The organism is Streptomyces odontomachicola, assembly GCF_039605595.1.
In the GTDB taxonomy this organism is placed as follows: domain Bacteria; phylum Actinomycetota; class Actinomycetes; order Streptomycetales; family Streptomycetaceae; genus Streptomyces.
Genome location: NZ_JBCFOK010000001.1, coordinates 172232 through 194456, shown reverse-complemented (window position 1 = coordinate 194456; position 22225 = coordinate 172232). Strand labels below are relative to the sequence as shown.

Genomic DNA, 22225 nt, shown 5'->3' with positions numbered 1-22225 from the left:
CGCTTCCCTCGACTTCCTCCCGGTGCCGTACGGGCTCAACCGCGCTGCGTGCCACCGCCGTTGAGCGGGCCGTACGCACAGACCGTACCGCGCACGGCGTACCGCGCCACCGGCCTCCCGCTACCGTGGTGAGGATGAGCACCGAGCAGCACGGCGGCGCCACACGTGCCGCCACACCCACCGAAGCGCGAGGTTCGGCCGCTCCGCGCACGCTCGCCGACGAGCTGCGGGGGCGCGACGACGACGCGCTCGCCGGACTGCTGCGGGCCCGTCCCGACCTGCTCTCGCCGGTGCCGAACGACCTCACCCAGCTCGCCACCAGGGCCGGGACCAGGGCCTCCGTGGTGCGTGCGGTGGAGCGTCTGGACCGGTTCGCGCTGCAGACGGCCGAGGCACTGGCGGTGGCGCCCGAGCCCTGCCCGCACGGGACGCTGGCCGCGCTGCTCACCGGCGACGAGGGCGATCCGGAGATCACCGCGCGGCTGCCCCGCGCCCTGGACACCCTGCGGCGGCAGGCGCTGCTGTGGGGCGGCGAGGACAAGCTGCGCCTGGTCCGCACCGCGCGCGAACTCCTCGCCCCGAGCCCTTCCACGCCCTCCCCCACCGGCCTCGGGCCCACCCTCGCCGAGGCGGTCTCCGGGATGTCCCCAGGCCGCCTCCAGGAGATCCTGCGCGCCGCCGGGCTGCCCGGCACCCACGATCCTGTGAGCGCCCTCGACGCGCTGACCTCGCTCTTCTCCGACCGGCAGCGGATGGCCGAGCTGCTGGCCACAGCGCCGGAGGAGTCCGCCGCGATGCTCGGCAAGCTGGAGTGGGGCCCGCCGTACGGCACGGTGGACGTCACCGAGCCCTCGCCGCCCGTCGCCTGGCTGCTGGACCGCGCCCTGCTGGTCACCGCGGGCCCGCGCACCGTGGTGCTGCCCCGCGAGGTGGCGCTGCACCTGCGCGCCGGGCGGGCGCACCGGGAGGTGGAGCCCGCGCCGCCGGCGGTGGCGGTGCGGCGTACGCATCCCGCGGCGACCGTGGACGCGACCGCGGCGGGGCAGGCGTTCACCGCGCTCAACACCGTCGAGGAGCTGCTGGCCGGCTGGGCCGAGGACCCGCCGGGCGTGCTGCGCGCCGGCGGCCTGGGCGTACGGGAGCTCAAGCGCACGGCGGTGGCGCTCGACCTCCCCGAGCCGACGGCCGCCTTCTGGATCGAACTCGCCTACGCCGCAGGGCTGCTGGCCTCCGACGGCGAGGCCGACGAGTGCTACGCGCCGACGCCCGCCTACGACGAGTGGCTGCGGCTCCCCGCGCAGGAGCGCTGGGCGCGGCTGGCGACGGTGTGGCTTGCCGGTACGCGGGTCCCCGCCCTGGTCGGCGAGCGGGACGGCAAGGGCCGCACCCTCGCCGCGCTGGGCCCTGGCCTGGACCGGGGCCTCGCGCCCGATGTGCGGCGCCGGGTGCTGGGCGCGCTGGCGGCGCCGGGCGAGGGCGCGGCGCCCGAGCCCGACTCCGTGCTGGAGCGACTGCGCTGGGAGCGGCCGCTGCGCGGGGCGCGGGACGCGCGGACGGCGGAGGAGCCGGAGGAACCCCCGCTCCGTTCCCGGCTGGCCCGCTCAGCCCTGGAGGAGGCGGAGCTGCTGGGGGTCACCGGGCGCGGGGCGCTCGCCTCGTACGCGAGGCCGTTCCTGGTGGGCGCGTCCGGGGCCGGTGAAGCGGGCGCCATGGATGACCCGGAATCCGGCGGCGCTCCCGAACTCACCGAGGCCGAGACGGCCGCCGCCTCCCAGCAGGCCGCCGGCGCGCTCGCCCCGCTGCTCCCCGAGCCGCTCGACCACGTACTCCTCCAGGCCGACCTGACCGCGGTCGCGCCCGGCCCGCTGGAGCGCCCGCTCGCCGCCGCGCTGGGCACCCTCGCCGACGTCGAGTCCAAGGGCGGCGCGACGGTGTACCGCTTCACGCCCGACTCGGTGCGCCGCGGCCTGGACGCCGGGCGCAGCGCGGCCGACATCCACGCCTTCCTCGCCGCGCACTCCCGGACCCCCGTGCCGCAGCCGCTCTCCTATCTCGTGGACGACGTGGCCCGTCGTCACGGCAGGCTGCGGGTGGGCGCGGCGTCCTCGTACGTACGCTGCGACGACGACGCGCTGCTCACCGAGATCATGGCCGACAAGCGCTCGGCATCCCTCCGGCTCCGGCTCCTGGCGCCGACGGTGCTGGCGTCCCCCGCGCCGCCCGACCAACTCCTCGCGCGCCTGCGGGAGATGGGGTACGCGCCGGCCGCCGAGACCGCCGAGGGCGATGTGGTGGTCGCCCGCGCGGACGCGCACCGCACCCCGCCCCGTACGGCCCCCGCCCCCGTGCCCGACGGCCCGCCGCCGCCCGGCGAGGCGCTGCTGTCCGCCGCGGTACGGGCGATCCGCGCGGGCGACCACGCAGCGGCGGCGGCCCCGCGCGCGCCGAAGGCCGCGTCCCGCGCGCCGGAGGGCGAACTCCCCCGCTCCACCTCGGCGGACACCCTGGCCACGATGCAGTCGGCAGCCCTGACCGGTTCCGCGGTCTGGATGGGCTACGTCAACGCCGACGGCGCGGCGAGCCAGCGCGTGATCGCGCCGGTGCGGGTGGAGGGCGGATTCGTGACGGGGTACGACCACACGGCGGAGGAGGTCCGTACGTATCCCCTGCACCGGATCACGGGGGTGGCGGAGGTGGAGGGGGATTGAGGGGGTGGCCGCCCCGCGTCCTGCCCGCGGCCAGGTCCAGCTCAGGCGACTAGGTCCAGCTCAGGGCCTGTGTGCCCGGGCGCACGTGAAGGCGCAGGCGTCCGGCCCCGGGTGCTCCGGCCGCGCGCCACTCCCGGAGCCGCCCGGCGACCGCGTCCCACAACCGCGCCGGCCCGCCCTGCCGCGCCATCCACCGCCCGCCTTCCGCGAAGACAGCGGCCCACGCTCCGGCTTCCACGTCCACGAGTACGTGTTCCGTACGGCCGTTGCGGGGCAGCGTGAGGTACTGCGCTCCCGGGGCGGCGAACTGCGCCACGAAGCGCGCCGTCCAGTCCTCCAGCACGTCGCCGCCGACCTCGGTGGGCAGCGCGTCGCCCGCGTCGAGGCCGGGCAGCATGCCGAGCGCGGGCGGCGGCTGCGCGTGCATGAAGGTCACGTGCCCCTCCAGCACCGGGCCACTGGCCGTACCGTCCTCGCCCATGGTGAGCCGCACCAGCTCGGAGGCGTTCATCCATCCGCCGACCGGCACAAGGAGTTCGCCCCCGCTGCGGACGCGTGACAGCAGCTCCGGGGTGACGGTGTGCACGCCGCAGGCCACGACGGCGCGGTCCCATGGTGTGCCGTCGGGGCTGGCGGGCGGGCTCGCGAGACCGTTGGCGACGACGAGACCGGGCCGGTAGCCGAGGCCGCCGAGCGCCACCGCGGCGCGGGCCGACAGCGTGGCGTCCAGCTCGACGGAGGTGACGTTCCGGTCGCCGAGTACGTGCGTGAGCAGGGCGGTCGAGTAGCCGGTGCCCGTACCGACCTCCAGTACGCGCATGCCGGGCGAGATGTGCAGCTCCTCCAGCATGCGGACGACCAGTCCCGGGCGTGTGGAGGAGGAGGTGGGACGCTCGGAGATCCGGCCTTCGACCTGGTGCGGCGCGATGCCGCCGACCCGCGTCACGAGGGTGTCGTCCTCGTACACCCGCCGGATCCCGCCCAACCCGTCCCCCCTCATCGGCCGGTACCAGCCCCCGTCCTCGAACTCGAACCACTCGGGCACGAAAGCCTCACGGGGCACCGCCCGCACTGCCGACTCCCATGGCCGACTGCGGAGTTCACCGGCTTCCCGAAGGGCGTCCGCAAGCTGGGAACGCAGGCGCTCCGGTGACGTGTCGTCGTCCATGGGTCAGTTCCATCCGTTCTGCAGCAGGTCGGCGATCGAGGCGGTGAGGGGTTCTCCGGTCGCTTCCTCCAGCCATGCCCATTGCCCGTTGGGGTTGCATTCCAAGAACCACCAGGTGCCGTCCTCATCCACCGCGAAGTCGAACGCCCCGAAGCTCAGGCCGAAATGCTCCAGGAAACGCGGCAGGGCGGCGCGGACCTGCGGAGGGCATGTCGTGCGCGTGTAGGCGAGGCCCGCGTATGCGGCCCGCCAGTCGAGCACTCCCCGCGGCGCGTCGATCCGGACGCAGTGCAGCCGCTGACCGACCGCGACGGCCCGTACGTCCGCGACCTTGGGAACCCGTGCCTGGAAGAGGTGGGCCGCACGGCTTACGGCGCTGTCCAGCTCGTCGGCGTTCACCGGGGCCGCCCAGATGCCCGCGGGTTCGCCGTCCACCTCGTACGCCGCCGCGTGCAGCGGCTTGTAGATCGTCGGCTGCCGGGCGGCGAACTCCCTTGCCGCACACGGCTCGTTGGTGATGAGCGTCTCGGGCGCGGGCAGACCCTCCCGCGCCGCGGCGGCGAGCTGCGCGGGCTTGTACTCGGCCCGGGCGATCGCCTGCGGATGACTCACATACAGGCAGGACGGCAGCGCGCCGAGTACGCCGCCGAGCCCACGCCGGTTCTCCTGTGCGGTGAAGCGGCTCGTCTGCGTCGCGTCGCGGGCGCGGTACGGGGTGGGTCTGCGGTGGTACAGGGCGCGGACGGCGTCCAGCTCCACCGTGCGGCCCCGGAGGCCGACCGTTCCCGACCAGCCTGCGGGGCCCATGTGCGCGGCGAGCCGCGCCTCTTCGGGGAAGTCCCGGCCCGGGTCCAGCCGGAGGACGGGCACCCGGCGCCGGTTCAGCTCCGCTATGACCAGATCCGCGGTCGGATCCTCCGCGGCGGTCGACACCAGCACCGGACGTCCGTCCATCGCCGTTGCCTCACTCCTGTCCGGTCTCAGTCCTGCTCGGCGTCTTGGCCGGTGTCCTGGTCGACCTGCCCGTCCTTGCCCACCTGGGTGGCCGGATAGGTGTTCACCGAGGTCCCGTGCTTGCCCAACTCGGCCAGGGTGATCGGCCCGTTGGGGCCGGTCCATCGCCCCACCTGCGTCTCGGGGTCGACGCCCTCGTACCGGTAGGGCGTCGGCTGCTCGTTGTTGCGGAGCGGTGCCATGCGCCGCAGGCCCCATGGCGTCGGGGCCGTCGTACCTGTCCGTGCGCCTGCGATGGTCATCTGGCCTCCTGGCGTTGTGGGGATGATGCCCGCCCGGCTCCTTGCGCCGTCACAGCTCCGGTCCCCTTTCCGGCAGCCCGAGGTCCTCGCGCAGCCATGCCGGGGCGAACGGCGTCGCCGCGTACGCGTGGGCGCAGGGCGGGCAGGCGTAGACGATGAAGCCGGGGCCGCTGCCGACCTCGACGGCGTCGATCATCACGGGTTCGTACGTGGTACGGCGGCACCGCGCGCATGCCGCGCTCCGGCGCCCGCTCTCCGTCACCGCGGACCGGCAACGGTCACGCCGTGGATGACCCACGGCCCGACGTCCACACCGTCCAGCGCGAGGGAGAGCGCGGTGCGGCGCTCCGCTTGCTCGTACGCGACGAGGTAGGGGCGGACGAGAGGGGACGCGTCGCCGTCGAGGGGCCGGTCGAGCACGGGACGGGTTCGCATGTCCGGTACGCACGGTGGGCTCCACCGTCGGACCGGGGCGTACTGGCGTACGTGCGCGCCTGTGCTTCTGCGCGAGCAGAACGTCCCTGCCCGTACTAGAAGTCGGCGAATGCGGTCGGGCACACCGGCGCTCCTTCGCAGTACTGCTGCCATGACTCCACCCTTTCGTTCTGTAGTGATCTGCTCACAGCGTGGAGGGGCATGGGTAGGCTCGCCAGGCAGGGCCGAGTGACAACTAATCGGTCACACAAGGGAGTTACGCAATGGCCATGGCTTACGGCGAGTGGCTGAAGCAGCAGCGGAAGGCGGCGGGGCTGACCCAGCAAGAACTGGCCGATAAAGCCGTGATGACCCGGACTCATATCGCGCACATCGAGGCCGGACGCAGATGGCCGTCAGAAGAGGACGCCAGGCGCCTCGACGAGGCCCTCAACACGGGGAACGTGCTGTCCAGCTTCCTGCCGAACCGCGAGGGTCGACCGGTCGGCAGTCACTTCGAGGATGCTCTGCAATTCGAGCAGCAGGCTTCAGTGATCCGGGAGTTCGCGCTGTCGTACGTGCCCGGCATCCTCCAGACCGAGGCGTACGCACGAGCGGTGTTGGGGAACGCACCGTTCCCGCAGCTGAGCGACGAGGAGCGTGACAGCGCCGTCGTCACACGACTGGAGCGTTCCCGCGTACTCACCGACCCGGTGACTCCCGTTGTCTGGGCGCTGCTCGACGAGGCAGTGCTACGGCGCCCCATCGGGGCGCCCCCCCGTCATGGCGGAACAGATCACGCACATTGCCGAGTTGGTAGAGAGCCGCCGAATCCGAGCGCACGTGATCCCCTTCAGCGTCGGGGTCCACCCGCTCCTCCAAAGCATGCTCACACTCATGTGTTTCGAGGATCAGCCGCCGGTGGCCTACGTCGAGGGGCTGCACACGGGGAAGGTGCACGATGCCCCTGACATGGTTGACCGCTTCCAAGGCGCCTACGCTCTTGCGCTGAGTGACGCGCTGCCGCTGAAGGAATCACTGGCTCTCTTGAGGACAACGGCGAAGGAGTACGGCCATCATGACCGCTAAGCACCGCATACCCCGAGCTTCCGCACTGACCGGGTGGCGCAAGTCCAGCTACAGCGGCGGAGACGAGGGCAGTTGCGTTGAGGTACTGGACAACCTCCCTGCTGCAGTGCCCGTTCGCGATTCCAAGAACCCGGATGGCCCGGCGCTGGTCTTCGGGGAAGCCGCGTGGTCATCGTTCGTCTCGGCTGCCAAGAACGCACGTCTGCCCTGAGCCCGGAACGCCTCCCGTGACCTGTCGTGGGGCTGCGTACGCACCACCAGAGCGCCCCGTCGCGCGGGACCCCACCCCATGACCACCCCGCCCGAACCCGGCACCCCCGCCTGGACCGCGTACCTCGCCGAGGGAAACGCCAAGCAAGCCCGCAAGCGTGTGGCCGCTGACGTGCTGTTCCGGGACGGAGGCGGGCGTGTGCTGCTCGTGAAGCCCACGTACAAGGAGGCGTGGGATCTGCCCGGTGGGATGGCCGAGGCCAATGAGGCGCCGCATTTCGCCGCCCTGCGCGAGCTGCGCGAGGAGTTGGGGCTCGACGTGGCGCTGCGCGGGGTGCTGTGTGTGGACTGGGTGCCGCCGCACGGGCCCTGGGACGATCAGCTCGCGTTCGTCTTCGACGGCGGCGTGCTGGAAGCGGAGCGGACGACCGCGCTGCGGCCGCTGGACCGGGAGCTGTCGGCCTGCGGGTTCCACGAGCCGGCCGAGGCCCTGGAGCGGCTGGGCCCGCGCATACGCCGCCGTACGGAACGGGCGCTGGAGGCGTTGGAGAACGGCACGCCCGCCTACCTCCATGACGGCCTCGCCCTGGAATGGTGACCCCATGACCACCCTCGCCGTCACCGGTCACATGGACCTCACCGAAGACACCGTGGCCGGCGTGCGCGCCGAGCTGCGGAAACTGCTGGAGCGCTACGAGCCCACCCGGCTCGTGGGGCTCTCGTGCCTCGCCCAAGGCGCGGACTCCCTCTTCGCCGAGGCCGTGCTCGCCGCCGGCGGGCGGCTCGTCGCCGTGTGGGACGGGCGGGCACCCGGCGCGAAGGGCGGCGGGACGGCCGACGTGGTCGCCGGAGCCCGGGACGCCGGGCTGCCGGTCGACGTCGTGTGGCCGAGCGGGGCGGCCCGCCGCATGTGACCCGGGCCACGCGCCCACGCCCCCGTGGAACACAGTGCGGCACACTGGACGTTTGGCTTGTCTGTGTCCGCTTCCGGAAGGAGACCGCGCGTGAACGGTGGGCCGCTGATCGTCCAGAGCGACAAGACGCTGCTGCTGGAGGTCGACCACGAGCAGGCGGACGAGTGCCGCCGCGCCATCGCGCCGTTCGCCGAGCTGGAACGGGCGCCCGAGCACATCCACACCTACCGCGTCACCCCGCTCGGCCTGTGGAACGCGCGCGCCGCGGGGCACGACGCCGAGCAGGTCGTGGACGCGCTCGTCGCGTACGCGCGCTACCCCGTGCCGCACGCGCTGCTGGTCGACATCGCCGAGACCATGGCCCGCTACGGGCGGCTGCAGCTCGTGAAGCACCCCACGCACGGGCTGGTCCTGGAGACCAGCGACCGCCCCGTGCTGGAGGAGATCCTCCGGTCGAAGAAGGTCCAGCCGCTGGTCGGCGCCCGCCTCGACCCGGACTCCGTCGCCGTGCACCCCTCCGAGCGCGGCCAGATCAAGCAGGTGCTGCTCAAGCTGGGCTGGCCCGCCGAGGACCTCGCCGGGTACGTGGACGGCGAGGCCCACACCATCGACCTGGACACCGCGGAATGGTCGCTCCGCCCGTACCAGGAGCAGGCCGTGGAGGGCTTCTGGCACGGCGGGTCGGGCGTCGTCGTACTGCCCTGTGGCGCCGGAAAGACGCTGGTCGGGGCCGGTGCGATGGCCAAGGCCAAGGCGACCACGCTGATCCTGGTCACCAACACCGTCTCGGCCCGGCAGTGGAAGGCGGAGCTGATCCGCCGCACCTCGCTGACCGAGGAGGAGATCGGCGAGTACAGCGGTACGAAGAAGGAGATCCGCCCGGTCACGATCGCCACGTACCAGGTGATCACGACCAAGCGGAAGGGCGTCTTCCCGCATCTGGAGCTCTTCGACTCCCGCGACTGGGGTCTGATCGTCTACGACGAGGTGCACCTGCTGCCGGCGCCGGTCTTCAAGTTCACGGCTGACTTGCAGGCGCGGCGGCGGCTGGGGCTGACCGCGACGCTGGTGCGGGAGGACGGGCGGGAGTCCGATGTCTTCTCGCTCATCGGGCCGAAGCGGTTCGACGCTCCCTGGAAGGAGATCGAGTCGCAGGGGTACATCGCGCCCGCCGACTGCGTGGAGGTGCGGGTCAGCCTCACCGACTCCGAGCGGCTGGCGTACGCGACGGCCGAGGCGGAGGAGAAGTACCGCTTCTGCGCGACGACCGATTCCAAGCGGCGGGTCACCGAGCAGCTCGTACGGCGGCACGCTGGGCAGCAGACGCTGGTGATCGGGCAGTACATCGATCAGCTCGATGAGCTGGGGGAACACATCGGTGCGCCGGTGATCAAGGGCGATACGAGCAACGCGCAGCGCGAGAAGCTGTTCAGCGCGTTCCGGGAGGGCGAGATCAACTGTCTCGTCGTGTCGAAGGTCGCGAACTTCTCGATTGATCTCCCGGAGGCGACGGTCGCCATCCAGGTGTCGGGAACCTTCGGGTCCCGGCAGGAGGAGGCGCAGCGGCTGGGCCGCGTCCTGCGGCCGAAGGCCGACGGGCACGAGGCGCGGTTCTACTCGGTGGTCGCGCGCGACACGATCGACCAGGACTTCGCCGCGCACCGGCAGCGGTTCCTCGCGGAGCAGGGGTACGCGTACCGGATTGTGGATTCGGGGGACTTGGCCGCTGGCGCGGCCGGGAGCGCCGATGAGGGCGAAGTGGCGCCCGAGCAGGAGTAGTTGAGCGCTCGCTGCGTGCGGGTTCGGCGGCGCCGGATTCGCTGCTGGGCGCGCTGCGGATCGCGGTTCGCCATCGACCGCCGACGGCTTCCCCGTGTGGTTGCTTTCCGCTGCGGCGGGATTCGGGTGGGTGGTTGCGCCCGACTTGTGAGTGACGGCCCGACCGGAAACGCTCCGCGCCCCCGGTCGGGCCTCGCCCTGGTCTGCGGCGTCCGCGGGGTGCGTACGAGCCGTCGCGACGGGTTCAGGTGCGGCGCGCCCTGTGGTGCAGCGTGTGGTGCAGCGCCGCCAGCAGCACCAACCCCAGCAGCGGGTACGGCGAAGCCAGCGGCTGGTGCCACCACGGCAAGTGGAGGTCCAGGTCGCCCTGTTTGGGGATCAGCCACATCGAGCGGGCGACGAAGACGACGGCCACCACACCCGTCACCCATCGCGGGGCCGAAACAGCCAGCGCCGCCAGCAACGGCACGCACCACACCCAGTGGTGTGACCACGAGATCGGGGACACGAGGAGGGCGACGAGGGCGGTCGCCAACACGCCCCAGCACTCGCCCCGTCGGAAAAACACACGGCGCGCGGCCCACAAACCACCGACCCCCACCACCGCCGCGGGCACCACCCACCACACCCCCGGCGCCGGATCATGCAGCACCCGCGCCACCAGCCCCTGCAAGGACTGGTTGTCGACGATCCACGCCTTGCCGACCCGGTCGGTCTCGTAGAGGCGGCGGGTCCAGAAATCGACGCTGGCCCCCGGGAGTACGAGCCACCCGGCCAGCACCGTCCCGGCGAAGCCGGCCAGCGCCGTGAGCCCGGCCCGTACCCGGCCGGTCAGCAGCAGATAGACCACGAAGATGAAGGGGGTCAGCTTGATCCCCGCCGCCGCACCGATCGCCAGGCCCTTGCCGCGCGCGCCCGCAGGGCGGGTCAGGTCCCACAGGACCAGGCACGCGAGGGCCAGGTTGATCTGGCCGAAGACGAAGGTCTGGAAGACCGGTTCGAGCCAGAGCGCCAGCCCCGTGCCGCCCAGCACGAGCGGCAGCCGGTACGCCGTACCGCCCCGCCCCACCAGCCGCAGCGACAGGTCGACGAGCAGCGCGAGCAGCACCAGGTTGCCCGCCATCACGGCCAGCTTGAGCACCGGCAGCGGCAGCCACGCGGCGGGCACGAACAACACCGCGGCCAGCGGCGGATAGGTGGCGGGCAGCTTCCACTCCGTCACCGTGAACCCGTACAGATCCGTGCCGTTGGCGACCGCCGCACCCTCGGCCCGGTACACGAGGACGTCCGCCATCGGGAAGCGCTGGAAGAGGCAGAGCGCGACGAAGGCGGCAAGCGAGACCGTCAGCAGCGCGGCGGCCCACAGCGTCGCGGCGCGCGGCACGTCCCGCAGCAGCGCGGGTGGGAGGCGGGGAGCGCGAAGCGGTCGTACGGCCCCGGTGCCGGGCTCGGTATCGGACTCGGTCTCGCCGTAGGTGCCGTCCGCGCCTGCCACGTAAGCCTCTCCCGTCCCGTACGCCGGTCCCGCCCCGCGCCCGCCCGCGTGCCCGGCCCGCAGAATAACCGTTCGCCCGCTCCGTACCGCGATAGCTAGAATCGCCCGCTCGTCACGGACCCTGCGGCGTTCCGCGCCGCCGTCCGCTTCCCCGCCTCCCCCTCGCGCAGGGCCGGAGGCGCCGGCCGCACGGAAACCGGCCGGCGCGCACCGCGACCACCCCTACTCGCATGCACCCGCATGCATCCGCATGGAGGCGAAGTCCGTTGTCCGCGCACGTCCACGACCAGCAGGAACAGCAGCCCGCACCCGGCAAAGAACCCCTCTCGCGCGAGCGCGCCCACCTCGCCGCGTCCCGCTCCGCGCTGCGCGCCATGCGCGAGGACGCCGCCTCGCTGGACATCTCCGACGTGACGGGGAACTGGGTCAACAGCGCAGTCCTCCAGCACCAGATGGAGCTGCGCGTCGCCGCGCTCGCCGACCTCGCGCACGCCCCGCTGTTCTTCGGGCGGCTGGACTACCTGCACGCCGACGCCGAGGCGGGGCACAGCTTCTACATCGGGCGGCGGCATGTGCACGACGCGGACGGCGACCCGATGGTGGTGGACTGGCGCGCGCCGGTCTCGCAGCCCTTCTACCGCGCCTCGAAGCGCGACCCGCAGGACATCGCTTTGCGCCGCCGCTTCGGCTACACGCACGGCGAGCTCACCGCGTACGAGGACGAGCACCTCAGCGACCCGGCGGAGGCCGAGGCCGTCAGCGCGCTGCTCCAGACGGAGATCGAGCGGCCCCGCGTGGGCCCGATGCGGGACATCGTCGCGACGATCCAGCCGGAGCAGGACGAGATCGTCCGCTCCGGCATCGAGGGCACGGTGTGCGTGCAGGGCGCGCCCGGCACCGGCAAGACCGCGGTCGGTCTGCACAGGGTGGCGTATCTGCTGTACGGCTACCGCGAACGCCTCAACCGCACAGGCGCCCTGGTCATCGGCCCGAACGACTCGTTCCTCCACTACATCGAGCAGGTGCTGCCCGCGCTCGGCGAGGTGGACGTGCGGCAGGCCACCGTGGGCGAGCTCGTCGCGCACGTACCGGTGAGCGCCGAGGACGAGGCCGAGGCCGCGCGGATCAAGGGCGACGCGCGGATGGCGGAGGTGCTGCGCAGGGCGGTGCGTTCCGGGGTGCGGATGCCCACCGAGCCGTGCGTGGTGGTGCGCGGTTCGCGCCGGTGGAGGGTGCCGGCGTACGAACTCGAGGAGCTGGTACGGGAGTTGCTGGCGCGGGACATCCGGTACGGGGCTGCCCGCGAGGCGCTGCCGCAGCGGATCGCGCACGCGGTGCTGGTGCGGATGGAGCAGGCCGGGGAGGCGCCGGACGACCGCGTACAGGACGCGGTCGCGCGGAACACGGCGGTCAAGGCCGTGGTCAAGGAGTGCTGGCCGGCGGTCGATCCGGCGAAGGTGGTGCTGCGGCTGCTCTCCGACCCCGAATTCCTCGCCGAGCAGGCGGAGGATGTGCTCACGCCCGAGGAGCAGAAGGCGATTCTGTGGGCGCGGCCCGCGCGGGGGGTGAAGTCCGCGAAGTGGTCCGCTGCCGACGCCGTGCTGGTCGACGAGGCGCGGGACCAGGTCTCCCGTACGCCCTCGCTCGGGCATGTGGTGCTGGACGAGGCGCAGGATCTGTCGCCGATGCAGTACCGGGCGGTGGGGCGGCGCTGCTCCACGGGGTCGGCCACGGTGCTGGGGGACCTGGCCCAGGGCACGACGCCCTGGGCGACGGCCAGTTGGGAGGAGGCGCTGCGCCACCTCGGCAAGTCCGACGCGGTGGTGGAGGAGCTCACCCAGGGCTTCCGCGTGCCGCGCGAGGTGATCGCGTACGCGTCCCGTCTGTTGCCGCGGATTGCGCCGGGGTTGGCGGAGGCGACTTCTGTGCGGGAGTCGGCGGGCGATTTCGAGGTGCGCGCGGTCGATGCCGCGGGCCGGGTGGAGGCCGTCGTACGGGCCTGCCGCGAGGCCCTCGCGCACGAGGGGTCCATCGGGTTGATCGCGGCGGGACCGCGGATCCCCGAACTCCGCGCGGCGCTCGAGTCCGCCGGCCTCCCGCCCCTCTCCCCCGGCGAGGAGACGACACCCGACGCGCGTCTGACGCTGGTCCCGGCGGACCTGGCGAAGGGCCTCGAATACGACTGGGTCGTACTGGACGAACCGTCGGCGATCGTCGAGGCGGAGCCGGACGAGCGGACCGGTTTGCGCCGCCTGTACGTCTGCCTGACCCGAGCGGTGTCGGGCTTGCGCGTGCTGCACGCGACCCCGCTGCCGCGGGAGTTGGAGGGCTAGCCCCCGTTGGGAGCGGGGAGGGCGGGTGCAGCGGCTGCCGGTCCGCTGTGCCCACCCGTTCCGCCCCAGCGGAACGATTGCCCACAGCTCGTGGGGGGGGGGAGGGGGCGGCGAGCAACCCACAGCGGTCCGCGACCCACACTTCGGTAGCGACCACGGCTTGTGCGGCGCAAGGGGCGCCCGCAGGCGCGGAGCGTCGGAGGGCGGCCCGTAACTCACAAGGCAGTCGGAACCACCCACCCAAAACCCGCCGCAGCGGAAAGCAACCACCCACCCGAAGCCGTCGGCGGTCTAAAGCTGATGGACCACCGGTGCCGTAGCCTCGTACAGCTCCAAGTAGCGCTCGTACAAAGGCCCGTAGACCTTCATCGCGCCACCGTCAGGCGTGACCCGGTGGTCGATCGGGTTCCACGACGCGATGGAGGCGCGGGAGGCGACCCCCACACCCACCCCCGCCAGGAACGCGTCACCGTACGCAGCCCCGATCGTGTAGCGCGGCACCACCTGCTCGCACCCCGTCACATCCGACACGATCCGCGTCCACAGCTCGCGCGCGCCGCCGCCCACCGCGACGACCCGGTCCAGGCGGCCCCCCGCCTCCCGCATCGCGGCGAGGTTATGGCGCACCCCGAAGGCCGTGGCCTCCAACGCGGCCCGGTACAGGTGCGCACGCCCGTGCCGCAGCGTAAGGCCCGCGACGACCCCCTTCGCGTCGGGATCGAACCGCGGCGACCGCTCCCCGGCGAAGTAGGGGAGCATCAGCAGCCCCTCCGAGCCAGGAGGCACCCGGGCGGCCTCGGCCGTCAGCGAACCGAAGTCCGCGCCGGTCAGGTCGCGCAGCCACGCAGTGACCGCGCCGGACGTGGCCATGCCGCCGGCCAGGCAATACGTGCCGGGAAAAGCCCCCGCCGTGGACCACAGCCGCGCATCGGGCACCGGCTCCCCCACCACGTTCACCAGGAACATCGTCGTCCCGTACATCAGCATCAGGTCGCCGGTCCCGGTGGCCCCGACCCCCGCCGCCTCCGACCACGCGTCGACCGTGCCCGCGACGACCGGCGTGCCCACGGGGATGCCGGTGGCCGCCTCGGCCTCGTCCGAGACGGAGCCGACCACCTCGGCGGGCCACACCAGGCGCGGGAACTCGACCCCCGGCGCGATCTCCTCGCACCACTCCTCGATCCAGTGCCCGCCCCGGAGGTCGTACAGCGGGGTGCACTGGCTGGCCGAGTGGTGGTCGAGTACGTACGCCTCGCCGCCGGTCAGCCGGTGCACGGCCCACGAACTGGCCATGTACCAGCGTCGGGTGCGCCCGTACACCTCCGGCTCGCGCTCCCGCAGCCACTCCAGCTTCGGGCCGACGGCCTGGCTGGTCAGCGGCGAGCCGCAGCGCGAGAGCACCCGCTCGTCCCCGTACCGCTCCCGCTGCGCGGCGATCTGCTCACCGGCCCGGGTGTCGACCCCGTACAGGATCGCCCGCCGCAGCGGCGTACCCGCGGCGTCCGCCGGGAGCAGGCAGGGGCCGATGCCGCTGACGCAGACCCCGGCCAACTCCGGTCCCGAGCGCAGGAGTTCCGCGCACAGTCCCCGTACGTCGGCCCACCACACCCCCTCCGCGTCGTGCTCGAACCACCCGGGGTGCGGGCTGTCCGTGGCGTGCTCGCGCACCGCCTCCGCGAGGAGGGTGCCGTCGGCGGGGTCGACCAGCACCCCCTTGGAGGAGGCGGTGCCGATGTCGATGCCCAGCAGCAGACCCGTACGGGACACGCGCGTCACTCTCCTTCGTCACCGGCTCACTCGGCGGCGTCGCCGAAACCGTCGTACACGATCCCGAGCTGGCGGCACACCGCGCGCAGCGCGCCGACGTGGTCGCCGGGCACCGCGTGGATGTGGTTGGAGCCGAAACGCTCCAGGAACTCCCCCGCCCCGCACCGCAGCGCGGCGAACGCGTGCGGCCACTCGCGCGTAGAGGCGCGCATCATGCGCTCGTTGGTCTCCGCGTCGTACTGCTCGAAGGCGCCGCGCATCACGTGCATGCGGTACGCGCCGTCGAGCCGGGTGAGGCGGGCGAAGGTCATCTCGCCGGGCGCGGCGAGGTGCTGTACGGAGGCGCCGCCGGCCGGGAAGTAGAAGACCTCCGGCATGAGGCTGACGTGCCGCAGGTTCTCGGCGGGGTCGTCGGAGCGCGCCGCGTACCAGGTGGCGTGCTGACCGGAATTGCACAGGTCCCATACGTCGCGGTCCGCGTGGTAGTGCCGTACGTCGGCGAAGAGGACCGGATCGCCGGTGAGCAGCTTCAGGATCTGCATCGTCATCGCCGCGTCCATGTCGGCCTCGGTGGACGTGACGTGGGTGTCCTTCGGGCCCTCCCAGTCGTACGGGTCGTTGAGGAAGGCCTCCGCGATGTCCATGGTGCAGAAGTTCGCGGTGAGTTCGGGCTGGCCCTTGATGCCGGAGAAGTCGAGGTGCCACTCGTCGATGAGCTCGCGCATCGCGTAGTAGCTGCGGATCTGGCGTTCCAGCAGCTCGGGGGTGAGGCGGTCGCCGTCGTAGTGGACGCCGGCGGCGTGCTTCTCCAGCCATTCGCGGGCGGCCGACACCCGCTTGGCCTCGGCGTTCTCCGACCTGCGCACCACCTCCCACTGGTCGATCTCCTCGACGTCCACGCCGAACACCTTCATCCACTGGTCGGTGTTGGCGGTCGCCGTGTACATCCCCATCGGCCGCCCGCCGATCCGCCCGAAGGTCTGCCCGCGCAGGCCCTGCACCGCCGCCCCGGCCCGTACGTGGGTGAGGATCCGCTCCCGTACGGCGGGGTCGTCCAGGTCTCCCCAGGCGCGGGCGTGTGTACGGCCGAGCTGGTCGAGGGCGCCGCCGCCGGCGAGCATGCCGACCATGCCGGGGTACTGGGGGTCGATGGTGGCGACCAGGAGGAGCGGCCCCGGGGTCGCGTCCGCCGCGAGCGCCGTGAAGTGCGGGAACGTCCACACGCTGTGGTGCAGGACCGTGATGTCGGGGTGGTGCTCCGCGATCCGGCGCGCCTGCGAGGTGGCCAGCGTGTTGCTGGTGATCTGCTCGGGCGCGGTGATCACCTCGTGCCCGGCGTCCCGCAGGACCGCGGCGAGCCGCGCGGCGGAGCGGTCGACGTGCTCGCGCACATCGCGCTGTACGTAGTCGCGGCCGTCGGACACGGGGAGCAGGCCGATGCGTGCCATGGGGCAACCTCCGGTGGGTGGGGGCTACTTGAGGCCGGACGTCTTGACGGACTCGACGATCCGGCGCTGGAAGGCGAAGAAGAGGACGAGCATGGGCGCGGCGGCGACCACGGCGGCCGCGAGGATGTAGTTCCAGCTCGACTCGTACTGGCTCTGGAACGCGCTGATGCCGAGCTGCACCACGGTCAGATCGGGGTCGTCGGTGGCGACCAGGGGCCAGAGGAAGGAGTTCCAGTTGGCGAGGAAGAAGAAGATGGCGAGCGCGGAGAGCACCGGGCGTGACAGCGGCAGGACGACGGACCAGTAGACGCGCCACGGCCCGCAGCCGTCGACGATCGCCGCCTCCTCCAGCTCGCGCGGGAGCTGGAGGTAGAACTGCCGCAGCAGGAAGATCCCGAACGCGTTGAAGACCGCCGGGATGATCAGCCCCGCGTAGCTGTCCAGCATCCCGAGCTGCCGCACCACGAGGAACAGCGGGATCAGCACCACGGGCGCGGTGATCAGCAGCGTCCCGAAGATCACGGCGAACACCGCGTCGCGCCCCGGAAAGCGCAGCCTGGCCAGCGCGTACGCGGCCATGGAGTGGAACAGCAGCGCCACGACGGTGACCACGGCGGACACGAAGAAGCTGTTCCACAGATAGCGCGCGAAGGGCACCTCGGTGAAGACGTACGCGAAGTTGGCCAGCGTCACGTCATCCGGAATGAGCTTCCCGTCGTTGACCTGCCCCCGGGGCTTGAGCGAGGCGGACACCATCCACAGCACGGGGAAGAGCGCCGCGGCGGCCAGCACGGAGCCGAGGAGGGTGAGCCCGATGCGCGCCGAACGGCCCTGGTGCGTACGGGCCTTGGGCGCGCGGCGCGCGCCGGAGGCGTACTCACTCACCATCGTCGAACCTCCCGCCCCGCGTCAGGCGGAAGATCACCGCGGCGCAGGCCACCATCGCCAGGACCAGGGCCGTGCCCATCGCCGCCGCGTAGCCGTACTCGCCGAAGACGAAGGCCTGTTGGTAGATGTAGTAGACGGCCAGGGACGTGGCGTTGGCCGGTCCTCCCTCGGTGAGGACGAAGATCAGCTCGAAGCCGCCGGTGATCGCCGCGACGGTGGACATGACCAGCACGAAGAAGCTGGTGGGCCGGAGCAGCGGCCAGGTGATGGTGCGGAAGCGGGTCCACGGTCCCGCGCCGTCGATCCTGGCCGCCTCGTAGAACTCCCTGGGGATCTCCTGGAGGCCGGCCAGGAAAATGATCATGTAGTACCCCATCATGACCCAGACGAATACGGCGATGACGGAGTAGAGCGCGATCGCCGGATCGCCGAGCCACGAGGCGCCGTCGAAGCCGAGCGCGTGCAGCGAGGTGTTCACCACGCCGGTCTGGTCGTCGAACATGAACTTCCACAGCAGCCCGACCACCACGAGGCTGATCACGTACGGCAGGAAGAACACCGTGCGGAAGATCCCCACACCCGGTATCCGCTGCTGCACCAGCAGCCCCAGCCCCAGGCTCACCACGAACAGCGTGGGCACCAGCACCACCACGTACAGCCCGGTCGTCCGCATCGAGTCCCAGAAGAGCGGATCGTCCAGCATCCGCCGGTAGTTGCCGAGCCCGACGAACTCGTACGAGCCGAAGCCGCTGACCTGGAACAGGCTCAGCACCACCGACAGCACCATCGGCAGCCCGACGAAGACCAGCAGGCCGAGCGAGTCGGGGAGGAGGAAGAGGGCCGCGGCCAGCCATTCGCGGTGCGTGCGGGAGAGGCGGCGGACCCGCGGCCCACTCTGCTCCCGCTCGGATGCGGCAGGAGGCGCCGTCCCCGTCGTCTCCTGTGCGGTATCGGACGTCATCGCAGGCTCGCCCCCTTGTAGCTCTCCACGTACGCCTCGACCGACTGCTGCGCCCGCGCGGCCTCCCCCACCACGCCGCGCCCGGCGAGCATCGCGCCCTGGATCGCGTCGGACAGGGCCTTGTAGATCACCGGCGGATAGCGCGGCTCGGCGCGGCCGCCGGGGAAGATCTCGTCGCGGAACGTCCGCATCGCCCAGAAGTCGTAGCCGCCCCGCGCACTCCCCCGCTCCAGCACCGACTTGCGCGGCGCGATGTCCGACTTCGCCTTGGTGCACCAGTCGGCCATCCGCTCCACGCAGCTCTCCGCGCGGCGCCCGAGCGCCCAGCCGCAGAACTCCGCTGCCGCCTCGGGGTCGCGCCCCTTCGCGTTGGCGCAGAACGACCAGCCGCCGAGCGCCGTCACATACCGCCCGCCGCGCGGCACGGGCAGCCGGAACACCCCGTACGGCATGCCGGGCGCGAACGCGCGCAGGCTCGCGACCTGCCAGATCCCGCTCTGCCACATGCCGGCGGTGTCCGCCTTGAACGCCGCGATCATGTCGTTCGCTGCGGGCGGCGTGCGCGGGGTGATGCCGTGCCGCACCGCGTCCTGCCAGAGCTGGAGCGCCTGGCGCACGCCCTTGGTGTCCACGGAGGGGCGGCCCCGGTCGTCGAGCACGTCGCCGCCGCCCTGCCACATCCACGGGTACCAGAGGAAGTTCTGCAGATAGCCGGGCACGGTCTCGGTGACCAGGCCCGCGCGCGTGGGAGAGCTCAACTTCTCTCCCACGTCCAGCAGTTGATCCCACGTACGGGGCACATCGCCCTCGGAGAGCTTCGCCTTCTCCCAAGCGCGCACGTTGTAGTAGACGGCCAGCGGCTCGACCTCCATCGGCAGCGCGTACACCCGGCCGCCGACCATGCGGCTGGCCAGCGCGTCAGGGAAGTAGTCGCGCACCGCCTCGCGGTCGGTGTGCGGGGTGAGATCCGCGAGCACGCCGCCGTTGTAGTAGCGCAGGAAGTCGCCCGGGCTGGCCAGGAAGATGTCGGGCCCGGCACCCGCCGCGAACGCCGTGGGCAGCTTCGACCCCGTCTGGTAGGTGCTCGGCGGCATGTAGAGCAGCTCGACCTTGGTCCTGTGGGTGGCGTTCCACTCCGCGACCAGGTCGGTGAACCACTTGCTCTGCGCCCGCAGCGCCGGGTCGTCCGAGCGCTGCGGCGCGTAGAAGTTCCAGAACTGCAGCGCACCGCCCCCGGCGCGGGCCGCGCCGCAGCCGGTGAGCAGGGCGGGGGCGCCGAGCGCCGCGGCGGCGGCCGTGCCGGTGGCGAGCACGCCGCGGCGGCCCGGCCCGGGGCGCCCGCGCGTCCCGGGCTGTCTGTCTGCTGGTTCCAACGCTCTGACCTCCTGGTCCACTGCGAACTAGTCCACTTCGAGCGCGAGGAGGTGGGGGGTTGCCGGGCGCGCCGGCGTGCTGGGCGCGTCCAGGTAGAACAGCGCGGTGGAGGCGATGTCGTCGCTGGTGGGGCGGTAGCGGTGGGGCAGCCCGTTGCCGTGGCCCGGGCCGATGCCGAGCGACTGCACGGTGACGCGCAGGTCCCGCGCGAACCTGACCGGGTCCTGGACGTGCCACCGGTACATCCCGAAACGCTGCTGGCTCGCGTACAGCCCGTCGGGGCGCAGGACTTGGTTCAGTCCCAGATACGGGGTGGTGTACGGGGTGTAGCCGCGGCCCTCGACGTCGAAGTTCCACGCGCCGCCGACGTAGTCCTCCGTGCCGGTGCCGCAGATGGTGGGGAATTCGGCGTCCCCGTCCAGGTAGAACTTGACCTCGCCCTCGCCCCACCAGCCGGGGCTGTTCGTGCCCCAGGCCAGGTAGGCGCCCGCGTAATGGCCTTGCCCTTCCACGCCCTCCAGGAGGGTGTGCACCTCTCCGTACGGGACCGGGTTGCTGCGCCGCCAATGGGCGTGCAGATAGCACGCGTCGGCGTCCACGGCACCGAGCTCGTAGTCGATCTGGTAGTAGAGCGTGACGGTCTCGGCCGACAGGTTCTCCAGCGTGAAGACGGCGCGGTCGCGGAAGGGCATCGGCCAGTACGCGTTGAAGCCGCCGTTGGGGTTGGCGGCGACGGGCAGGGACGAGACCTGGCTGAACACGTTCCACCCGTTGCAGAAGAAGTCCCCCAACGGGGCCTCGACCGCAGGGTGTTGCTCCCCCTCCCAGTACGCGCGCAGCAGGGTGCCGCGCCAGGCGCGGTGCGGGGCCGTGGTGCACCAGATGTGCTTCACCTCGCCGGGTCCCGCGAGGTCGGCGAGCCGCGCGGTCTCGCCGGGGGCGATCTCGATGCTGGGGGAGATCTTCCAGCCCCGGCCCAGTGCGCCGGCGGCCCGCGCGCCCGTACCCTCGGTGGCCCGGCCGCCCGCGCCCTTGCCGCCGGTGACGTTCTCGGGGCTGACGGACCGGGTGATCCGGTCCGAGCGCCTGGACAGGTCGTCGAGCATGCTCACTCCGTGCGGACGGTGACGTGCCTGATGTGCGTGCTTGACGTGCGTGCTTGACGTGCGTGGCGTCCGGTGCGAAATCGATTTCTTGCGTACGCGCAGGCGTGCGTGCCTTCTCCGGCAAGGAACGTGGGGAACGGTCAACGGGCCTTCTGCGCCCGGCCGTTGAAATCCATTTCACGCGAACGTAGGGTTCGCCTGCGGGGGTGTCAAGGGGTTGCGCAGCGGGCCGGCAGCGGCCCTTCGCCGCGCTGCCGCGGCACGAGGGTGAGGGAATCCGTGACGAACATCAGCGACGTGGCACGGGCCGCCGGGGTGTCCCCCGCGACCGTCTCGCGGGTCTTCAACGGCGGGCGGGTCACCGCCGAGCGCGCCGAGCGGGTGCGGGCCGCGGCGGCCGAGCTCGGCTTCTCGCCCAACCGCGTCGCGCGCTCCCTGCGTACGCAGCGGGCCAGCGTGATCGGGCTGCTCATCCCCGACATCGAGAACCCGTTCTTCACCGCGCTCGCGCGCGGCGTCGAGGACGCGGCCCAGCGCACGAACCTCTCGCTGGTCCTGTGCAACACGGACGAGGACGTGGAGAAGGAGCGCCGCTATCTGGACATAGCGGTCGCCGAGCAGATGGCGGGCGTGATCGTGGCGGCCGCCTCCCGCCGCCGTACGGATCTGTCGGGGCCGGCGGCGCGGGGCATGCCGGTGGTCGCGGTGGACCGGCGCCCGCGCTCCGCCGAGGTGGACGCGGTCATGGTGGACAACCAGAACGGCAGCGAGGAGGCCGCGCGGCACCTGCTGGAGCGCGGGTACCGGCGCATCGCGTGCATCGCGGGCCCCGCGGGCGCGTCCACGTCCGAGGACCGGCTGGCCGGTTTCCGCTCGGCGCTGCGGGAGGCGGGGGCGGCGGACGAGTGGATCCGCGCGTACACCCGGCACGGCGACTTCCGCGTGGAGGGCGGTTACGCCGCGATGCGGGATCTTCTTTCGTTGCGCGAACGGCCCGATGCCGTCTTCGCGGCGAACAACATGATGGCGGTGGGTGCGCTCCAGGCGTTGCGCGAGGCGGGGGTTGTTCCGCCCCGCTTCGGCGTCCTCTCCTTCGGGGACGTCCCCTGGGCCCCGCTGGTCCAGCCGCCCCTGACGACGGTCAGCCTCCCCGCGTACGAGATGGGCGCCCAGGCCGCGACGTTGCTCCAGGACCGCTTGGCGGGGTCCGATTCACCGCTGCACACGGTGGTGTTGCGCACGTCGCTCCAGCCCCGAGACTCCACCGCAGGTCCTGCCTCGTTCTGGCCACCGCAGAAGCAGATCAACTAGCGCC

The 22225-nt window shown here is 72.3% G+C and carries 19 protein-coding genes and 1 pseudogene; 8 read left to right on the top strand and 12 right to left on the bottom strand.

Annotated features, from left to right (window positions below):
- Window positions 1–134: 134 nt before the first annotated feature.
- On the top strand, window positions 135–2708 hold the full coding sequence (locus ABEE00_RS01025) for a helicase-associated domain-containing protein (RefSeq protein ID WP_345743224.1): 2574 nt from the start codon (window positions 135–137) through the stop codon (window positions 2706–2708).
- A gap of 49 nt (window positions 2709–2757) precedes the next feature.
- Here ABEE00_RS01025 and ABEE00_RS01020 read toward each other — a convergent pair whose 3' ends face one another.
- The 5 genes from ABEE00_RS01020 to ABEE00_RS01000 form a co-directional block, all read right to left on the bottom strand.
- Window positions 2758–3771, bottom strand: coding sequence for an rRNA adenine N-6-methyltransferase family protein (locus ABEE00_RS01020; protein WP_345743223.1), 1014 nt, complete (start codon window positions 3769–3771; stop codon window positions 2758–2760).
- A gap of 108 nt (window positions 3772–3879) precedes the next feature.
- A complete protein-coding gene (gene tgmB / locus ABEE00_RS01015; protein WP_345743222.1) occupies window positions 3880–4830 on the bottom strand; it encodes an ATP-grasp ribosomal peptide maturase in 951 nt (316 codons plus the stop codon).
- Window positions 4831–4856: 26 nt separating this feature from the next.
- Window positions 4857–5132, bottom strand: coding sequence for a putative ATP-grasp-modified RiPP (gene tgmA / locus ABEE00_RS01010; RefSeq protein ID WP_345743221.1), 276 nt, complete (start codon window positions 5130–5132; stop codon window positions 4857–4859).
- A 49-nt stretch (window positions 5133–5181) separates the two neighbouring features.
- Window positions 5182–5328: a hypothetical protein gene (locus tag ABEE00_RS01005; RefSeq protein WP_345743220.1), complete on the bottom strand. Its 147-nt coding sequence runs from the start codon at window positions 5326–5328 to the stop codon at window positions 5182–5184.
- Window positions 5329–5390: 62 nt separating this feature from the next.
- A complete protein-coding gene (locus tag ABEE00_RS01000; protein WP_345743219.1) occupies window positions 5391–5567 on the bottom strand; it encodes a hypothetical protein in 177 nt (58 codons plus the stop codon).
- A 263-nt stretch (window positions 5568–5830) separates the two neighbouring features.
- Between ABEE00_RS01000 and ABEE00_RS00995 the strand changes: the two are divergent.
- From ABEE00_RS00995 to ABEE00_RS00975, 5 genes and pseudogenes are all read left to right on the top strand, one after another.
- Window positions 5831–6635, top strand: a pseudogene (locus tag ABEE00_RS00995) (helix-turn-helix domain-containing protein).
- Complete coding sequence (locus ABEE00_RS00990) at window positions 6625–6846, top strand: DUF397 domain-containing protein (RefSeq protein WP_345743218.1); 222 nt, start codon at window positions 6625–6627, stop codon at window positions 6844–6846. Before ABEE00_RS00995 ends, ABEE00_RS00990 begins: the two are co-directional and overlap by 11 nt.
- 78 nt (window positions 6847–6924) lie before the next feature.
- Entirely contained in the window at window positions 6925–7443 is a 519-nt protein-coding gene (locus tag ABEE00_RS00985; RefSeq protein WP_345743217.1) for an NUDIX hydrolase, read from the top strand.
- A gap of 4 nt (window positions 7444–7447) precedes the next feature.
- Window positions 7448–7759 carry a hypothetical protein gene (locus ABEE00_RS00980; protein ID WP_345743216.1) on the top strand — a complete coding sequence of 104 codons (312 nt, stop codon included), beginning with the start codon at window positions 7448–7450 and terminating at the stop codon, window positions 7757–7759.
- Between the two features lie 90 nt (window positions 7760–7849).
- Window positions 7850–9538 carry a DNA repair helicase XPB gene (locus ABEE00_RS00975; RefSeq protein ID WP_345743215.1) on the top strand — a complete coding sequence of 563 codons (1689 nt, stop codon included), beginning with the start codon at window positions 7850–7852 and terminating at the stop codon, window positions 9536–9538.
- A 244-nt stretch (window positions 9539–9782) separates the two neighbouring features.
- Here ABEE00_RS00975 and ABEE00_RS00970 read toward each other — a convergent pair whose 3' ends face one another.
- Entirely contained in the window at window positions 9783–10889 is a 1107-nt protein-coding gene (locus ABEE00_RS00970; RefSeq protein ID WP_345743522.1) for a glycosyltransferase 87 family protein, read from the bottom strand.
- 410 nt (window positions 10890–11299) lie between these two features.
- Here ABEE00_RS00970 and ABEE00_RS00965 point away from each other — a divergent pair, with 410 nt between their 5' ends.
- The gene (locus tag ABEE00_RS00965; RefSeq protein WP_345743214.1) at window positions 11300–13366 is read left to right on the top strand and encodes a HelD family protein; all 2067 of its coding nucleotides are present in this window, start codon (window positions 11300–11302) and stop codon (window positions 13364–13366) included.
- 291 nt (window positions 13367–13657) lie between these two features.
- On the opposite strand, the gene ABEE00_RS00960 is transcribed toward ABEE00_RS00965, so the two are convergent.
- Genes ABEE00_RS00960 through ABEE00_RS00935 form a run of 6 tightly spaced genes read right to left on the bottom strand, consistent with a single transcriptional unit; the run spans window position 13658 to window position 20910 of the window.
- Window positions 13658–15133, bottom strand: coding sequence for an FGGY-family carbohydrate kinase (locus ABEE00_RS00960; RefSeq protein WP_345743213.1), 1476 nt, complete (start codon window positions 15131–15133; stop codon window positions 13658–13660).
- A 26-nt stretch (window positions 15134–15159) separates the two neighbouring features.
- Entirely contained in the window at window positions 15160–16581 is a 1422-nt protein-coding gene (locus tag ABEE00_RS00955) for an L-fucose/L-arabinose isomerase family protein (protein WP_345743212.1), read from the bottom strand.
- 24 nt (window positions 16582–16605) lie between these two features.
- Window positions 16606–17469, bottom strand: a complete 864-nt coding sequence (locus tag ABEE00_RS00950; RefSeq protein ID WP_345743211.1) for a carbohydrate ABC transporter permease — start codon at window positions 17467–17469, stop codon at window positions 16606–16608.
- Window positions 17459–18430, bottom strand: a complete 972-nt coding sequence (locus tag ABEE00_RS00945) for a carbohydrate ABC transporter permease (protein ID WP_345743210.1) — start codon at window positions 18428–18430, stop codon at window positions 17459–17461. The genes ABEE00_RS00950 and ABEE00_RS00945 overlap by 11 nt, the downstream gene beginning before the upstream one ends.
- Window positions 18427–19803: an ABC transporter substrate-binding protein gene (locus tag ABEE00_RS00940; protein ID WP_345743209.1), complete on the bottom strand. Its 1377-nt coding sequence runs from the start codon at window positions 19801–19803 to the stop codon at window positions 18427–18429. Before ABEE00_RS00940 ends, ABEE00_RS00945 begins: the two co-directional genes overlap by 4 nt.
- Window positions 19804–19830: 27 nt before the next feature.
- Window positions 19831–20910: a glycoside hydrolase family 172 protein gene (locus ABEE00_RS00935; RefSeq protein ID WP_345743208.1), complete on the bottom strand. Its 1080-nt coding sequence runs from the start codon at window positions 20908–20910 to the stop codon at window positions 19831–19833.
- A gap of 279 nt (window positions 20911–21189) precedes the next feature.
- On the opposite strand from ABEE00_RS00935, the gene ABEE00_RS00930 reads away from it, so the two are divergent.
- Window positions 21190–22221, top strand: a complete 1032-nt coding sequence (locus ABEE00_RS00930) for a LacI family DNA-binding transcriptional regulator (protein WP_345743207.1) — start codon at window positions 21190–21192, stop codon at window positions 22219–22221.
- Window positions 22222–22225: the final 4 nt, after the last annotated feature.

Bases quoted from the DNA above. Each gene is read 5' to 3' on its own strand.
- ABEE00_RS00955 (WP_345743212.1), bottom strand. From the start codon at position 16,581: ATGGCACGCATCGGCCTGCTCCCCGTGTCCGACGGCCGCGACTACGTA.
- ABEE00_RS01000 (WP_345743219.1), bottom strand. From the start codon at position 5,567: ATGCGAACCCGTCCCGTGCTCGACCGGCCCCTCGACGGCGACGCGTCC.
- ABEE00_RS00950 (WP_345743211.1), bottom strand. From the start codon at position 17,469: ATGGTGAGTGAGTACGCCTCCGGCGCGCGCCGCGCGCCCAAGGCCCGT.
- tgmA (WP_345743221.1), bottom strand. From the start codon at position 5,132: ATGACCATCGCAGGCGCACGGACAGGTACGACGGCCCCGACGCCATGG.
- ABEE00_RS00945 (WP_345743210.1), bottom strand. From the start codon at position 18,430: ATGACGTCCGATACCGCACAGGAGACGACGGGGACGGCGCCTCCTGCC.
- ABEE00_RS00985 (WP_345743217.1), top strand. From the start codon at position 6,925: ATGACCACCCCGCCCGAACCCGGCACCCCCGCCTGGACCGCGTACCTC.
- ABEE00_RS00980 (WP_345743216.1), top strand. From the start codon at position 7,448: ATGACCACCCTCGCCGTCACCGGTCACATGGACCTCACCGAAGACACC.
- ABEE00_RS01025 (WP_345743224.1), top strand. From the start codon at position 135: ATGAGCACCGAGCAGCACGGCGGCGCCACACGTGCCGCCACACCCACC.
- ABEE00_RS00935 (WP_345743208.1), bottom strand. From the start codon at position 20,910: ATGCTCGACGACCTGTCCAGGCGCTCGGACCGGATCACCCGGTCCGTC.
- ABEE00_RS01005 (WP_345743220.1), bottom strand. From the start codon at position 5,328: ATGATCGACGCCGTCGAGGTCGGCAGCGGCCCCGGCTTCATCGTCTAC.
- tgmB (WP_345743222.1), bottom strand. From the start codon at position 4,830: ATGGACGGACGTCCGGTGCTGGTGTCGACCGCCGCGGAGGATCCGACC.
- ABEE00_RS00990 (WP_345743218.1), top strand. From the start codon at position 6,625: ATGACCGCTAAGCACCGCATACCCCGAGCTTCCGCACTGACCGGGTGG.